This is a genomic window from Limimaricola cinnabarinus LL-001 (assembly GCF_000466965.1).
Classification (GTDB): domain Bacteria; phylum Pseudomonadota; class Alphaproteobacteria; order Rhodobacterales; family Rhodobacteraceae; genus Limimaricola; species Limimaricola cinnabarinus.
In genome coordinates this window covers 25,571-40,535 of sequence record NZ_BATB01000031.1, presented here as the reverse complement: position 1 = coordinate 40,535, position 14,965 = coordinate 25,571, and the positions used below count along the sequence as shown (strand labels likewise).

Genomic DNA, 14,965 nt, shown 5'->3' with positions numbered 1-14,965 from the left:
CGCTCGCGGACGGCATGGCGCGGCTTTGCGCCGATCCCGTTCAGGCCGGACGCATGGGCGGGGTGGCCCGCGAAACCGTCGCCGCCCGGTTTGGCGCCGATGTCATGCGCGCAAAGCTCTGCGACCTCTACGATGCCACGCTGGCGGGAACGCAATTGTCTTCGACGACCCCCGAACCGGCCATTTGAAAAAAGGATGACACCCATGATCCGCAGGACCCTGAGAGCCGTGATCGTCATGCTGTTCTCGGTGCATCTGGCCAGCATGTCGCACGCCCAGACCGGTATCGATTATACCGTCGGCATCGGGGACCGGCTTTCGGTGTCGATCTATGGCAAGCCTGAACTGTCGGGGACATTCGAGGTGCGCGCCGACGGTCAGGTCGTGCTGCACCTGCTTGGCGGCATACCGGCGGCCGGTTCGACGATCCGCGAGATCGAGCAGCGCATCGTCGCCGAAGCGCAGGACAGATTTTCGAGCCGGGAGTCGGTGCTGGTGGATATGGCCATGTATCGCAATGTCTTCGTCGCGGGCGTCGTCGAGACGCCCGGCGCCTATGAGTACCGGCCCGGTCTTACCGTGATGAAGGCCATAGCTCTGGCGGGCGGTTTCAAGACTGCGCCCGCGGATGTAAGCGCCGATCGCGACGTGGACGCCGCGCAGCGCCGTGCGATCGAAGCGCGCAGCAAGCTCACATTCGCAGAGGCCGAACAGGCGGCGATCGCCGAAGAGTTGGCCCGGCTGACGGATGGCGGGGACCCCGCGCCGGTCGAGGCCGATGATCCGGTCAGGGCCGACCAGTATCGCCTCGTCGACCTGCGCCGTGCATTGTCGGCCCGCGTGACCGAAGGCGCCGAGCGCAAGCTGTCGCTGGCGGGCGAGGAAGCAGACCTGTTCTCGCAACGGCGCGACCTCATCAACAGTCAATTGGCCGCCACGCAAGAGCAGCTCAGCGGCATGCAGAATCTGGCCGAACGTGGCCTGGCCCGGCGTGAGCAGACATTGCAGCTCGAGATCAACGCCGACAAATTCCGCTCGGATGCGCTTGAAGCGGCCGCGTTCGAGGCCCGGGCCCGGCAAACGGCCGCGAACGCAGAAAGCGACATTCGGGTTGCGCAGATGGAGTATCGCCACAAGCTTCTGGCCGACAAGATCGCGGCAGACCAGCGTGCCGAATTGGCCCGTGCCGAAATGCAGCTCGCCACGAATTATCTTCGAGAGACCAACCCTGCGGCGTTGCAGGGCCTGACGGATCTGGGCGCGGTCATGCAAACCGTGTTCGAGATCCATCGCCCGGGGCAGGATGCCCCCCTGATCGGCAATGACTCAACCGCGCTCGCACCTGATGATCTGCTGGTGGTGCGCCTGGAAACGGTGGGACAATAATTCCGCGCCCGGCGCGGGGCGGCGCGACTACCAGCCGAAGTCGCGACCGAGATACGTATAGAGGGCCTCGTTGTACGGCTTGAAAAAGGCCTCGAGCCGGGCCCTCGTTTCGTCACGCATCTTGGGATATCCCCTCTTTTCGTGATGTGTTTTGCGGTATGCGAATTGGTGCGGACGCAACCCGAGAGATTGTGTCGCAACCGCATTCAGTACTTTTGACGGGTCCCGAAAATACTCCGAGCTTTCGATGATTGTAAGCCGATCTTGAGAAAATACGCTATGCCAGTTCCTGATCTGCTCGACATATATACCGCGTAGCAATGCCACCGGAACCTTGTCGATCCTCTTATTGTTTCCGACATATTCCATGAATGCGGAGCGGTCTATCTTCTGGCCCCCTAAGAGGTCGAAATCTCGCTCGATCCAGGCTTCGAATGACATGGCTGGCGCGCCACGTCTTGAATTGAACTGATAGGCAGAATAGGCGCGCTTTACCGGATCGCGGAGCAGGAAAATGAGTTTCGCTTTCGGCAACAGAGTTTTTATGTCGGCAGGAATGCCGGGGTAGATGGCATAGGACGGCGTCGCCTCTCCGCAGATCGCGTCATTGCGGCGCAGTTCCTCACGGGAGGGGAAATGCGCCCGATACCAGCGCAAGGATGGGCGGGGGTCCCGGTCGAAATAATGGACCTCCTTGGTGAGGGAGGGATAAACCTGAGGGTGAGTGACGAGGTTCTCGTAAAAGGATGACGTACCCCCCTTGTGCGCCCCGATGATCAGGAAATCCGGCAGGGCGCGATCGCGCTCGACCAGGGTACGCCAATGCAGCCGGGCTTCTCGCACGGCGGTATAAGCAGGGCTCTGCCGGAGTTTCCGTCTGAGGCATCCATGGCAATGTCTTTCCGCTATTGAGTGTGGCGCCGCCAATCGCGGCGCGCGCTGCGCTCGGCATAGAGATCGAGAAGGCGCTCCACCCAAGCGTCGGCGCCGTAGTCTCTCAGGACGCGGCTGCGCACCTCGTCGGCCGTTCGCATCTGCAGCCCCTTGTCGGCGACCATCTCCATCAGGGCCTCGGCCAGCGCGAATGGATCGCGGGGAGGGACCAACCGCGCCCCGGTGTCTTGCAACACGCGGCGATTTTCGCCGACATCGGTGACCACGGGCGGCAGCCCATTCGCCATCGCCTCGAGCAGCGAGACAGGGGCGCCTTCCCAATCCGAGGCGCTGACGAAAATGTCGCTGGCCGCGAGGATGTCGGGAATATCGCGTCGAAGTCCAAGGAAACGCACGTTTTCTCTGATGCCGAGTCTTTCGGCTTGCGCCATGAGATTGCGTTGCCGGTCGGGTTCTCGGGCGTCGCCCACGAGAACCAGCACGGTATCCGGCCGTCGGGCCTGCACCGCTCCAAAGGCGTCGAGCAGGACCTCATGCGCCTTCTGACCGATGATGGCTCCGACACAGACGAGGGCGGTGACATCCTCCCCGAGGCCCAGTTCATGCCTGACCCGGCCACGCGCCGCCGTATCGGCGACCACACTTGCGGGCACCGCGTTCGGCACGACGCGACAATCCGACCGCCCCAGTTCGGAGCGTGAGGCTTCGGCAACAGCCTGTCCGACCGCGATCTTTTCCGTTCCGGGCAGACGCAGTGCGACGCGGTGCAAAAGTTTGCGCACCCGCCGCACCCTGCGCACGCTTGGCCGGACATTGTGTAGGGTCGTGGCAAAGGGGATGCCTAAAAGACCCGCGGCAAAAGCGCCGAGGGTCGTCGAGGAGGCCAGATGGGCGTGCAGATACTCGATCCGCCTGCCGCGCAGGGCAGTCAGCAAGCGTAGAAAGCGCCTCCGATCGACGAGGTTCTTCCCCGGAAGCCGTATGATGTCGATCTCGAGGGCTTCGAGTTGCCGGCGAAACGGCGTGTCGCCGTCATGCAGGACGAACACGGTGAGCGCGACATCCGATCTTCCGCGCAGCGCTTCGGCGAAGGTGACGACCAACCGCTCGGCTCCGCCCGTGACCAAGGTGTCGATCATGTAGCCGAGGCGCAGCGGTTCGGCCGTCCGGTAGCGCGAGCGCCGATCGGGATCCGCGTTCATCCGCCTCAGGCCCCGGCCCGCTCATTGGCGCGCCTGGTATTGCGTAGCACCATCAGGCCCGGATCGGAGCGCATCCGGCGCGGCCGGGGTTCGGGCTGCTTGGGCGCGAGCAGAGTGGCGATGATCACGGCGGCAAAGGCGGCGAGACCGGCCACGGCGCCCGCAATGGCAAACTGGGTCTTGGGAGGCATGCTCACCGGGCGAAGCGGCGGAACACCTGTTTCAATGACACGGACGTTGTCGAAGCTCGAAACCGCCTTGGTGTCGCGCAGGCGCAGTTCCAACTCGGCGAGACGTTCGGTCTGCGCGTCCTGGCTGGCCTTCAGGAGCCGAACACGCGGCATGATCGTGGACATTTCGCCTATCGCGGCTTCGACAGTCGTCTTCTCCTGTTCGAAAAAGGCAACCCGCGCCTCCGCCTCGGACACGGCAAGATCGGCCTGCCGCCATTCGGCATCGGACACGAGCCTGTCCTGAAGCGCGCTGCGCTGTTGCCGCAGCGATAGCAGATCGAGGCGGGCATCGCGCAGCGCTTCGGTCAACTGGGCCTGTTCGCGGGTCGCGCTTTTCAGCCTCTCTTCGATGACGACCGGGTCCGATCCCCCGAGAAGCTGCGCCAGACGGGCATCGATGCGATCGGCTTCGAGGCGCGTGCTTTCGAGGCGCTCCGTCACGGTCTCGACCTCCCGGCCGAGATACATGCTTCGCCGTTGTTCGAGGAAACTGTCGGTCAGGGCATTCGCAAGTTCGGCCGCGATCTCCGGATCGGTGTGCCGCACCGCGATCTTGACGACATACGAGCCGGTGATCAGTTCGACCTTGGTCGCCGCATCGAGCGCTACCGTGGCTGCGCGCCGCCCGGCGTCGGTAAAGGGAAGATCCGGATAGGTCCGCTCGAACCCGACCTTGTCCACTGCGGATTCAATCAATCTGGGGTTGTCCAGAAGAAGGATCTCCGCATTGACGAACCCTTGGAAATCACCGGCATTCGGCGCCTTGATATCGGACAGGCTGGGCTCGGGGACATAAACATACTCGCGCCCAAGCGCAAAAGAGATCAAGGAACGCGCTTCGTAGATGGGAACCTGCTGCCTCACCAGATGGATCAAAGGTGCAAGAACGGCGCAGAATACAACCAGTGCGAGGAAAGTGCGTTTCACGTTTGCAATCCACCCTTGGGCGCTGAATGCCCACATATCGTTAAACGTAACGGTATAAAAATAAAAGAGAATGAGGTGTTGTTCGAATCTTAGCACCGCCCCGGGCATCTGGCAACAATCCCTTTTCATGGTGGTCGACGAACTTGAAAACGATCCGGCCCAAGGCTCCGATTGCATCGAGGCGATGGCGAGATGGGCGAAGTTGCAGCATCCAATTGCGACGTCCGGCCCTTTTTGGGACTTTGCGCATCGTTGCGATGCCCGTAGGCTTAATCATGATTCTCGGAGAAAGCCCGCTTCGAAGATTTGGAGAGCGGCGCAGGTATTCGCACCCCGGTATTTTTGAGGTACGGGACACATGACATTCTCAGCTGCGAAGGCCACGACGCGTAACGTGTCCTGGGCCTATGCGTCCTTCGCCTCGACCAAGGTGCTCAACCTCGTGGCCATCGTGCTGGTCGCGCGATATGTCGGCCCGGCCGAGTTCGGGCTCATGGCGATCTGCCTCGCTGTCATGGGATATTTCGAGATCATCTCGCAGTTCGGGCTGGGGGCGGCGTTGATCTCCGCGCGCGACCGTCTCGAAGAGACCGCGAACGCCGTCTTCATCTGCGCGGTCGGGATGTCGGCTGCGATGGCCGGCCTACTATGGCTCGTTTCGGGCCAAATCGCAGAGTGGTACGGCGCGCCTGCGCTGCGCGACCTTCTTGGCACCATTGCCATCGCGCTTTTCATCCGGGGCCTGACTTCGGTGAATTCGAGCCTGCTCTACAGAGAGCTGAAGCTGCGCGAGAAGATGGCGCCAGACATCGCGCGTGGTCTCACGAAGGGGGTCGTTTCCATCATATTGGCGATGATGGGATACGGTGTCTGGGCGCTCGCGCTCGGTTATCTGGCCAGCGCGATCGCAGGCTCTCTCGTGCTTGCGATCGTTCGGCCATGGCGTCCCACCGCCCTGCCCGGCCCTGCCATGATCCGCCATGTCCTGCGGTTCGGCATTCACCTCATCGGCGCAGAGACGATCAACTCGACGCCGCGGCTGCTCGACAACTTGTTGATCGGCAAGATCCTCGGACCTGCGGCACTCGGGGTCTACGCGCTTGCGTTCCGAATCCCCGAGCTGGGCATCAAGAGCTTTACCACCGTGGTGGGGTCCGTGCTGCACCCGGTGATGTCCAGGATCCAGTCGGACCCGGCCGAGCTTCGGCAGTATTTCTATCAGTCGCTACGCTATTGCGCCCTGTTGATGTTCGGCGTCGGAGCCGCGATCGCGGTGCTTTCGGCCCCGCTCGTCCACGTGCTCTATTCTCCCAAGTGGTACGGGATGATCGTACCGATGCAGATCGTCGCCGTGGCCTTCGCGATCAGCACCCTCAACATGGTGCCCGGAAAGCTGCTCAAGGCGGTCAGCAGGACCGACCTGCTGTTCAAGGTGTCGCTGATCAACCTGCCCCTCTTCGTCGGGCTTATCGTGCTGGCCGTCCCTTACGGCATCGTCGCGGTGGCCGGGGCGCAACTGGTGCTTGCGGTGCTGCGCTTCATACCGACCTTTATCGTCATGAAGCGGGTGATCGACGTCACTTTTCCGGACACGTTGCGCGCTTGGCCCCCGCCTTCTTCTGTTCGGGCCTCGCGGCGACCGGAACCTATGCCGCGCTGCAGGTCGTCTCCGGCGCTGAAATCATCCGTCTGCTCACCGGGATGGTGGTGTTCTCGACCCTTTATCTGACGGTGCTGCGATACCTGGTTCCCGAGCTCTTCGCTGCCGGGTCGCGCATGTTTTTACGCAGGAGGCGCGTATGACGAACCCTGGCGCAGCCCGGCCACGGACGGCTCCCAAGACCTTGCCCGATTTCCTCGTGATCGGCGCCGCCAAGGCCGGCACGAGCGCGCTCTACCGCTACATGCGCGAGCACCCTCAGATTTTCATGCCCGGCAAGGAGATACGCTTCTTTGCCTATGATGACGGCCCGGAGGCCCGCGATCGCATGGCACGTTTCGGGCGCGACCATTTCGAGGTCAGATCTCTTGCGGCCTACGAAGCGCTCTTTGCCGAGGCCGACCCGGCGTTGGCTTGGGGCGAAATCGCGCCCATCTATCTCGAAAGTCCGAGCGCGCCGCGCCGCATCAGGGATCTGGCCCCGCAGGTCCGGCTCATCGCCAGCTTGCGCAACCCGGTGCACAGGGCGTTTTCGGGATATGTCATGCAGGTTCGTTCGGGCCGCGAAGGCCGCGAGATGCGCGACGCCTTCGACCCGGCGTCGCATCACGTTCAGGCCGGGTTCTACCACGCGCAGGTCAAACGCTATCTCGACCACTTTCCCAAAGAGCAACTGATGCTGGTCCTCTATGAGGATTTCGCCCGCGACAACGCCGCGACGCTCGCGCGTGTCTTCGACTTCATCGGCGTCGACACGGACTTTGCACCGCCGCTGCACGAGCGGCACAATGTCAGCACCTATCCTCGTTCGAAGCTCTTCAATTCTTTGATCGAAAACCGATTGACCCGGGATGTGCTGCGCCCTGCCCTGCCCGGTTGGGCCCGCCACCTCGCGCGGCGCGCCAAGAAGGGCAATCTCGGCCGGGCTCCGAAGATTCCTCCCGAAATCCACGCCGAGCTGCTGCGGATCTACCGCGACGACATCCTGAGATTGCAGGATCTCACACGCCTCGACCTGTCCGCCTGGCTTGAGCCGCCCGCCTGAGCCGCGCCATTTTGCCCCGTACCAGGAAAGCGCCCGCATGCCCCAGACCGATGCCTTCCAAGGACCTCTCTTCATCGTCGGCAGCCCCCGCAGCGGCACCAAACTGCTGCGCGAATTGCTCAACCGGAATCCGGGCATCAACCTGTGCAACCCCGAGAGTCACTTCATCCCCTATCTCTATCGCAGCTTCGGCACCGATCCCGGGGTGTTCTCGGTCGATCTCGACCGTTTCTTCGCCGCGTTCGATCGAATGCCGTTCCAGATCTTCAGCCGCCGCATGGGCAAGCCCGTCATGGGACGGGCAGAGTTCGAGGCGTTGCGCGACGCCCGAAGCTGGGCCGAAGCCTTCGAGATGATACTGCGCCACTACGGAGAGCCCGGCGCCTCTGCAACGGCGATCTGGGGCGACAAAACGCCGTCATACGTGCTCGATCTGCCTCTTCTGGCCGAGATATTTCCCGCCGCGCGGGTGATCCACATCATTCGTGATCCGCGCGATGTCGCGGTTTCCGCAAGGAATGCATGGCGCCACAACCTGCTGCGCAGCGCCAACAAATGGACGCGCAACGTCTCAATCGGTCGGCGCGACTCGGCCTGTTTTGACGGGCGTTTCATGGAGATCTTCTACGAAGACCTGTTGCGTCACCCGAAAGCCGAGCTGCAGCGGGCCTGCACGTTTCTAGATGTTGCCTATGCATCCAAAATGACCTCGCTCATCCGACCTTCGGAAAACATCGGTCGAGCGGCAGGAAAGCGTTATATCGACCCCGCCAATCTTGGTCGTTTCCGCGAACGCCTCAACGCGCAGGAGCAGCGCCGGATCGAGGAAATCGTGTTCGACGCGGCCCAAGGCACTCCTTACAGGCCTGAATACGCCACCCGCCACCTCCCCCTCACTCCGCTCCGGCTCGGCATGTGCGCCGCGCTTGACGGAGGGCGCTCGGCGGTCCGATACGTACGCAAGAAGGGCCTGCTCGACGGTATCGGCATCAATATCGGCAATCGGCTTCAAAAGCGCCGCAAGCTGCCATGAGCAGCGACCACACCCTCCCAAGCGGCGCGCCGCCGGGCCTCAGCCTTTTGAAGATCCTTGCTGCCGGGCTGTTCGCGGCCGGCATCGCGCTGTTGATCGGCGACAAATCGGCCAAGATCTTGCTGCTCGCCCCTCTGGTTTTCATCGGTCTCGCGGCATCGATCCGCTATCCGCTCGTCGCCCTTGCCGGGTTGACGGTGATGATCGTGACCAACATGTCGCAGAACCTCATCGTGTCGTTCGACCTGCCATCCATCGCCAAGCTCGCGGCGCCGGGATTGTTCACCCTGCTCGCCGCCCGCTGGTTCATCTATCGCGACGTCCCCTATATCGGTTGGCTTGCCACGGCCTGCCTCGTGGCCCTCTTTGCGCTCAAGCTGCTGAGCGCCACCTATGCGGCGCATTGGGAGACGAGCCTGAAGCTATCGATCGACTTTACCAAGGATGCGATCGTGGCCCTTCTCGCGCTCGCTTTCATGTCGCAGCGTCGGGGAATCGAGACCTTTACCGTCACGGCGGTCCTCGCGGTCGCGGTGATCTGCGCGCTTGGCGTCTACCAGCTGATCTTCGGCAATTACATGGGCGGCTTTCGCGGCTTCGCCCTCGTCATCGGCAATAGCGGGCGGTTCTCCGGGCCGCTGGGAGACGCGAACTTCTTTGCCAGCATCATCGTCTTCACGGTGCCTTTGGCCTTGTTCCAGTTTCTCAACGCGCGCGGCATTCTGCGCGGGATCGGCTGGATGATCGTCACGGGTCTGCTGGTCGTCGGCCTTCTGGCCACCCAGTCACGCGGCGGGCTCATCGGCCTTGCCGTTGCGCTCGCGGCGCTCGGGACGGGCCTCACGCTGCGCCAGCTTCTGACGTTCGGGCTTGCCGCCCTCGTCGCGGTCTTGTTGGTCACGACCTTCACGAGCGATGCGGTGATCGAGCGGTTCTCCACCATTTTCGGAACCGTCACCGCGGGCGAAGTGCAGGACACGAGCACGGAAGGGCGGCTCGCCAGCTGGCAGGTTGCGCTGAAATTGTTCAGCGATCATCCGCTGCTCGGTGTCGGGGTCGGGAACTTCAAACCATATTATCAGGACATCGCGCTCGAACTCGGCCTGATCTTCCGGGGCGAGGGTCGCTCGACCCATAGCCTCTACCTAGAAATTCTGGCGGAGCAGGGGTTGGCCGGGATACTGCTGTTGTCCGTGATCCTCATCGTCGCGGCCCGAAGCATCTTCATGGCCGTTCGTCTCGCCCGGATGGCAAACGACGACCGGCTCGCGCGACATATCGTGGCGTTCGGGGCCGGATGCGCCGGCTATCTCATGGCGATGACCTTTCTTCAGGATTCTTTTCCGCGCTTCTTGTGGCTGGTCATCGCATTGGCACTGGAGATGCAGCATATCCTGCAGACCCGGCTGAGCGCGGAAAATACCGACCCGATCAGGTCTCCATAGGGGCCGCGTAGCCGAACCGGCCCATGATCGCACCACAGCTTTGCAAGATGCCCCGGACCGCGTCCGGCGGCAGGCTTGCGCGGGCGGCGCTGTTCACGTCCGAGCGCATATGCGCGTTGACGCTGTCGAAGTCATGGAACGTGTCGACCTTGGTCATGCCGACCACGCGGCCATCTGCGGTTATTCGGTCCTTGCGCTGCAGGCACAAGCCCCGGGTGGCCTCCAGTCCGAGCCCGCAGGCCCCGTAGACGTCATCCACCACGCGCCGAAAATCCGCGATCATGTCTTCGAGCCGAATGATGGTCACGGGCAGACCGCGCTCCTCGAGCTTGATCAGCGTCTCGCCGACATAGCGGTAAAGCGGCAGGATCGCTTCGGGGGAGGTCCCGCGGGACATCATGCTTTCGCAAATGCCGAACGGGTCTCGCATGAGGCCGACGAAGGTTGCATCCGGATAGATCCGCGCGAGATCCGGAGCCAGCCCGACATTGTAATTGACGAGCTTGACCAGCAGCCGCGATCGGGGTGACGGATCGAACGGTCCCAGCCCGCTTTCGGCCAACGCGTGCCTGTAGCGCCGGACCTCCGGCAGGTTGGCGCGCGCGGCCCGGCTCAACGCCGCCTTGAGCCAGTCTCGGTCGCGCGACGCGAGCGGTCCGGGCGCTTTGCGCGGATTGAGGGCATCCTTGGTGCGCCACGCGACGGGCAGGTAGCTGGCCCAACCTCGCAAGGCGGCAAGGCCGACCTCGCGTCTGGGCCGCAACACCTCGTGCAGTTCGCCGTCGGGCCAACAGGTATCGGGATGCGAGCGCAGCGCATTGAGCAGCTGGTTGGTGCCACCGCGCTGCATTCCGAGCAGAAATATGGGACCGGTCTCAGTCATCGCGCTCTCTCCGTCCTTCATGCTCCACGAGATCGGCATATTGCGCCAGAAGTCCCGCAGCGGTCTGCCGGATATCGAACTTTTCGCAGACGGTGCGCCGCGCGGCGGCGCCGAGCCGGATGCGCAGATCCTCGTCGACGGCAAGGGCATGCAGCGCATCAGCCAGTTCCGACCGGTCGTCCACGGCAAACATCAGGCCGTTCTGACCGTCGGACATGAGATCCATGGCACCGCCGGTGCGCGCCGTGATCGTGGCCAGCCCCGTGGCACAGGCCTCTAGCAAGGCATTCGACAGCCCCTCGCGCGCCGAAGGCAGCACGAAGACGTCGCATGCCCGCAGCAATGTCGGCATGTCATCGACATGGCCCAGAAGCCGCACGCCGGGTTGATCGAGCAGTGCGGGGGGAATCTCTTCTCCTTCGCCGAACGTGGCCTCGAAGCCGTCTTGCGACGCGCGGTTCGCCCCGGCGATGAGCAAGGTCGCCTGCGGCAGGTCGGCCCGGACGGATCGCCAGGCCTCGAGAAGCAGCGGCAACCGCTTTTGTGCGGCCATTCGACCCGCGAACAGGAACAACACCCCGGCCGGCAGGCCAAGCCGCAGCCTGAGCTCCTCGCGATTGGCAGCATGGTGGAGCGGGCTGAAACGCTGCGCGTCCACGCCATTGGGAATGTAGCGCAGCTTTTCTTCGGACAAACCCAGATCCAGAAGCTCATCCTCGATCTCGCGGCTCACCACGACGAAACGGTCCACGGATCGCCCAAGATAGGCGAGCCGCTTGCGACCGAATGCCTTGCTTGCGATCCGACTGGCCTCGCCACCGCACATCGGCTTTGCCAGAAGCGGCTGACCTGCGCGCTGCCGACCGATCGCGCCCGCGAGGGCGGGCGAAAACAGGGAATGGCAGTGGATCACATCCGGTCTCAGGCGACGGATTTCGCGGGCCGCGCCGATGACGAAGCTCAGCCGACCGAGGGGACCTGACATGGCGATCCGCGAAACCTCGACCCCGTCGATCCGCTCACGCGCCGACAGGCCAGGGTAGCGCCGCGTCACGATAAACACACGGTGGCCATCATCCGCCATGATCCGCGCGATCTGCGCGACCTGCTTCTCCGCGCCGCCGACGATCGGATGATAGGACGAGATGACCATGCAGACATCGAGCGGCCCCGTGCGCGCGGTTCCCTCCATGACGGCCGCGCCCGGACCGCTCGGGGTGAACAGCGACATCACCCGCCCTCCGCGGTGCGGTCGACCGAGACTGCCGGCGCGGAGGTTTGCGCTGCAATCGCCGTCTCGGCGGTCATGCGCGACAGGAGTTGGATCCACTTGTCGACCATCTCGGATTTGTCGAACAACGTCACTGCCCTGTGGCGTGCCGCGACGCTGTATCGATGCCGCAGGTCGGGCTGGCGCAGCACCTCGTCCAGCGCGGCCGCCATGTCGCCTGTCGCCCCCGCGGCGAGCAGACGTCCGCTCACCCCGTCCTCGATCGCCTCGGCGCAACCGTCCACATCAGTGGAGATGCAGCAGCATCCGCTGGCCATCGCTTCGAGCAATGTGAGCGGCAGCCCTTCCCAATGTGATGTCAGCACATAGACGTCGAAGGCGCGAAGGACGAGCGCGGGTTCGGGTTGCCAACCAAGCATCGCCACCCGGTCCGACAGACCCGCCGCGGCAAGGGCATTTTCGACCTCGCCGCGCAGACGTCCCTCGCCCGCGAGAACGAACTGCGCCTCGGGATGGCGGTCCGCCACCAGTCGCAGGGTCTCGACATAATCGAACGGCGCCTTCTGCGGCTCGATCCGCCCCATCCAGCCCACCACGGGACGCGCCGGATCCAGCCCCAAGTCGCGAACACGCGCGGCCCGATCCCGGCTGGGACGAAACCGGTCTATATCCACACCGGTCCGGATGATGCTGATCCGGTCGGGGGGCACGAGCCGGTGCCGCAATGTCTGGCTTCGTGCATAATCGGACAGGGTCACGACATGCCCCCCGAACCCCCGCGCCGCGAAATCGAGTGCCCAGTAAAACGGCGCCTTGCGCCCTTGCACCCGTGGCAGGAACGGCATCGAGGCCTGCCGGTAGACCACGGGACAACCGGTCATCAGGCCCGCCGCCCGGCCGATGAAGCCGGCCTTGCTCCCATGGCAGATCATCACGTCGATTTCGTCTGCCCGGATACGCGCGATCACATGTCGCAACACGCGCAGGTCGCCGCGCGGGTCGATACTGTAGCGGGCCATGTCCATGGGCGTGGCCCCGAGCCCCTTTGACGTCAGACTGAGCGCGTACTCCGCCGCACCGTCGGACAGACACAAGGTTTCCGAGCCCATGCCGACCCGGCCAAGCTCTGTCAGAAGGAGCCTGTTGTAGAGGGCAATTCCTCCGGTCGATTTCGTCAGCGCGAGAATATTCAGTTTTTGCATGAGGATAACCCGCCCTCAGATCAAAATTTAAAAGTCGTTTTCGCGAGAAAACGAAGTACACGCCGTTCCATAGATCGAATCTACTAGACCATGAGATCGAATCTACTAGACCATGCCCGAATAACCTCGCCGGCCTCTCTCAACGGCAAATACCATCATGCCGTATCGACGCATCAGGTCATAGAAAATTGTCACATTTCTGAACTGTTTGTCAGGCACCTCAAGGCAAAGGCGTTAAAAGCGTCGATTTCTATTACCTCAGGTTGCAAGCCGCGTCGCGCGGCTGGGCCTTGGGGATCTGCACACCTTACAAATAACACATGCGACAATTTGACATATAGATACCGCTTGTCCGTTAGATCCAGAAATCTTTTTCAAATTATATCGGCCCGGTATTTTCGTGTTCGAGCGCATTTTTCGCGTTTCGGTAAGCCTCCGCCGACGAAGGGCGGGATTCCACTCAGGGACGCTGCGTAAAGCCCGATAGGCCTGCACCGCTGTCTCGGGATGGATATGCATGGCGTCGGAATCAGGTTGGGAAACCGGCCTTGGTCGAAATCACCGGATCGGACGATCCATCAAAAAGGATGAATGCAGCAACATGTTGGCTTTCAAAGGAGCGAAAGGCTTCGGCGCGCAGGCCCAAGGCGGCCGTGGCGGTGAAGTGGTCAAGGTGACCAACCTCAACGATTCCGGCGAGGGATCCCTTCGCTGGGCGCTCGAAGACCTGGACCAGAAGCGCATCGTCGTCTTCGACGTCGGCGGGCAGATCGACCTCAAGGATCAGATCGAGATCAACGGCAACGTGACCCTGGCCGGTCAGACCGCGCCCGGCGGCGTCACCGTGACCGGTGGTCGCCTGCGGGTCGTCGACAGCGACGTGATCATCCGCGGCATGCATGTGCGTCCCGGCGATGAGGCCGGCGGCGACGATCCGGGCAATCGCGACGGCATCGCCGTCGGCAAGCGTGGCCAGACCGTCGATAACGTCATGATCGACAGCAACTCGATCTCGTGGTCGGTCGACGAGCTGGCCTCGACCTGGGGCGCGCCAAGCAACGTGACCTTTTCCAACAACATCATGGCCGAGGCGCTGCAGAACTCGATCCACCCGAAGGGCGATCACAGCATGGGCCTGCTGATCGGCGACAACAGCAAGAACATCAGCGTCGTGGGCAATCTGATCGCGAACACCGAGTTTCGGAACGCGACGATCAAGGACGACGCCAAGCAGATCGAGTTCATCAACAACGTCGTGAGCAACTATGGCCCGAATGGTCTGGCCATCCACGAAGGCACCACGCGAACGTGATTTCCAACATCTACGCGCCGGGTAAGGATTCCGCCGGACGTGAGGCGATCCGTCTGTTGTCGCCCGAGGAGTCGACGGCCTATTTCCTGAAGGACAACGATGCCGAGGTCGCCGGCGCGGCGATGTCCAAGATCAAGGATGGCTACGTCTTCGCCCCCCGGACCACCGACGTGGTGTCATCCAAGGACCTGTTTGATCATGTGCTCGCCAATGTCGGTGCGCGTGGCCAAGGGCTCGATGCGATCGACGCACGGATCATCGAAGGGGTGCGTAACGGCACCGGCAAGATCATCGACAGCCCGAACGAGGTCGGTGGCTATGAAGACGGTCGCCTGCGCAAGGGCCTGCGCGACAGCGACGATGACGGCATCCCCGACGAATACGAGACCCTCATCGGGTCCAACCCGAACCGCGCGGACGCCCAAGCGACGCCGACAAGGATGCTACGCCAATATCGAGAACTACATCAACGGCCTGCTCGACGGCTTTGGGGATGACGCGCCCAAAGGGGG

At 62.9% G+C, this 14,965-nt stretch carries 14 protein-coding genes; 8 read left to right on the top strand and 6 right to left on the bottom strand.

Annotation, left to right across the window (positions count from 1 at the left end):
* Both MBELCI_RS21040 and MBELCI_RS11300 read left to right on the top strand, forming a co-directional pair.
* A partial coding sequence (locus tag MBELCI_RS21040) for a glycosyltransferase family 4 protein (protein ID WP_162471693.1) occupies positions 1 to 188 on the top strand: 188 nt, incomplete at its 5' end.
* Positions 189 to 204: 16 nt separating this feature from the next.
* Entirely contained in the window at positions 205 to 1,386 is a 1,182-nt protein-coding gene (locus MBELCI_RS11300; RefSeq protein ID WP_021694335.1) for a polysaccharide biosynthesis/export family protein, read from the top strand.
* Between the two features lie 27 nt (positions 1,387 to 1,413).
* Here MBELCI_RS11300 and MBELCI_RS11295 read toward each other — a convergent pair whose 3' ends face one another.
* From MBELCI_RS11295 to MBELCI_RS11285, 3 genes are all read right to left on the bottom strand, one after another.
* A complete protein-coding gene (locus MBELCI_RS11295) occupies positions 1,414 to 2,229 on the bottom strand; it encodes a sulfotransferase domain-containing protein (protein WP_045320047.1) in 816 nt (271 codons plus the stop codon).
* A 62-nt stretch (positions 2,230 to 2,291) separates the two neighbouring features.
* On the bottom strand, positions 2,292 to 3,482 hold the full coding sequence (locus tag MBELCI_RS19330) for a glycosyltransferase (protein WP_021694333.1): 1,191 nt from the start codon (positions 3,480 to 3,482) through the stop codon (positions 2,292 to 2,294).
* A 5-nt stretch (positions 3,483 to 3,487) separates the two neighbouring features.
* A complete protein-coding gene (locus MBELCI_RS11285) occupies positions 3,488 to 4,642 on the bottom strand; it encodes a GumC domain-containing protein (RefSeq protein WP_145973717.1) in 1,155 nt (384 codons plus the stop codon).
* Positions 4,643 to 5,000: 358 nt separating this feature from the next.
* Here MBELCI_RS11285 and MBELCI_RS11280 point away from each other — a divergent pair, with 358 nt between their 5' ends.
* From MBELCI_RS11280 to MBELCI_RS11265, 4 genes are all read left to right on the top strand, one after another.
* Positions 5,001 to 6,371 carry a lipopolysaccharide biosynthesis protein gene (locus tag MBELCI_RS11280; RefSeq protein WP_081698559.1) on the top strand — a complete coding sequence of 457 codons (1,371 nt, stop codon included), beginning with the start codon at positions 5,001 to 5,003 and terminating at the stop codon, positions 6,369 to 6,371.
* A gap of 70 nt (positions 6,372 to 6,441) precedes the next feature.
* The gene (locus MBELCI_RS11275; RefSeq protein WP_045320045.1) at positions 6,442 to 7,347 is read left to right on the top strand and encodes a sulfotransferase family protein; all 906 of its coding nucleotides are present in this window, start codon (positions 6,442 to 6,444) and stop codon (positions 7,345 to 7,347) included.
* Between the two features lie 37 nt (positions 7,348 to 7,384).
* On the top strand, positions 7,385 to 8,380 hold the full coding sequence (locus tag MBELCI_RS11270; RefSeq protein WP_021694329.1) for a sulfotransferase family protein: 996 nt from the start codon (positions 7,385 to 7,387) through the stop codon (positions 8,378 to 8,380).
* Positions 8,377 to 9,825: an O-antigen ligase family protein gene (locus MBELCI_RS11265; protein ID WP_021694328.1), complete on the top strand. Its 1,449-nt coding sequence runs from the start codon at positions 8,377 to 8,379 to the stop codon at positions 9,823 to 9,825. The genes MBELCI_RS11270 and MBELCI_RS11265 overlap by 4 nt, the downstream gene beginning before the upstream one ends.
* Here the strand turns inward: MBELCI_RS11265 and MBELCI_RS11260 are convergent.
* From MBELCI_RS11260 to MBELCI_RS11250, 3 genes are read right to left on the bottom strand one after another with little or no spacing between them, the layout of a single operon-like run.
* Entirely contained in the window at positions 9,812 to 10,708 is an 897-nt protein-coding gene (locus MBELCI_RS11260; protein ID WP_045320044.1) for a sulfotransferase, read from the bottom strand. The genes MBELCI_RS11265 and MBELCI_RS11260 overlap by 14 nt on opposite strands.
* On the bottom strand, positions 10,701 to 11,939 hold the full coding sequence (locus tag MBELCI_RS11255) for a glycosyltransferase family 4 protein (RefSeq protein ID WP_021694326.1): 1,239 nt from the start codon (positions 11,937 to 11,939) through the stop codon (positions 10,701 to 10,703). The genes MBELCI_RS11260 and MBELCI_RS11255 overlap by 8 nt, the downstream gene beginning before the upstream one ends.
* A complete protein-coding gene (locus MBELCI_RS11250) occupies positions 11,939 to 13,141 on the bottom strand; it encodes a glycosyltransferase (protein WP_021694325.1) in 1,203 nt (400 codons plus the stop codon). The genes MBELCI_RS11255 and MBELCI_RS11250 overlap by 1 nt, the downstream gene beginning before the upstream one ends.
* A 601-nt stretch (positions 13,142 to 13,742) precedes the next feature.
* On the opposite strand from MBELCI_RS11250, the gene MBELCI_RS11245 reads away from it, so the two are divergent.
* Complete coding sequence (locus MBELCI_RS11245) at positions 13,743 to 14,453, top strand: hypothetical protein (RefSeq protein WP_052512721.1); 711 nt, start codon at positions 13,743 to 13,745, stop codon at positions 14,451 to 14,453.
* Positions 14,450 to 14,950, top strand: a complete 501-nt coding sequence (locus MBELCI_RS11240) for a hypothetical protein (RefSeq protein WP_021694323.1) — start codon at positions 14,450 to 14,452, stop codon at positions 14,948 to 14,950. The genes MBELCI_RS11245 and MBELCI_RS11240 overlap by 4 nt, the downstream gene beginning before the upstream one ends.
* Positions 14,951 to 14,965: the final 15 nt, after the last annotated feature.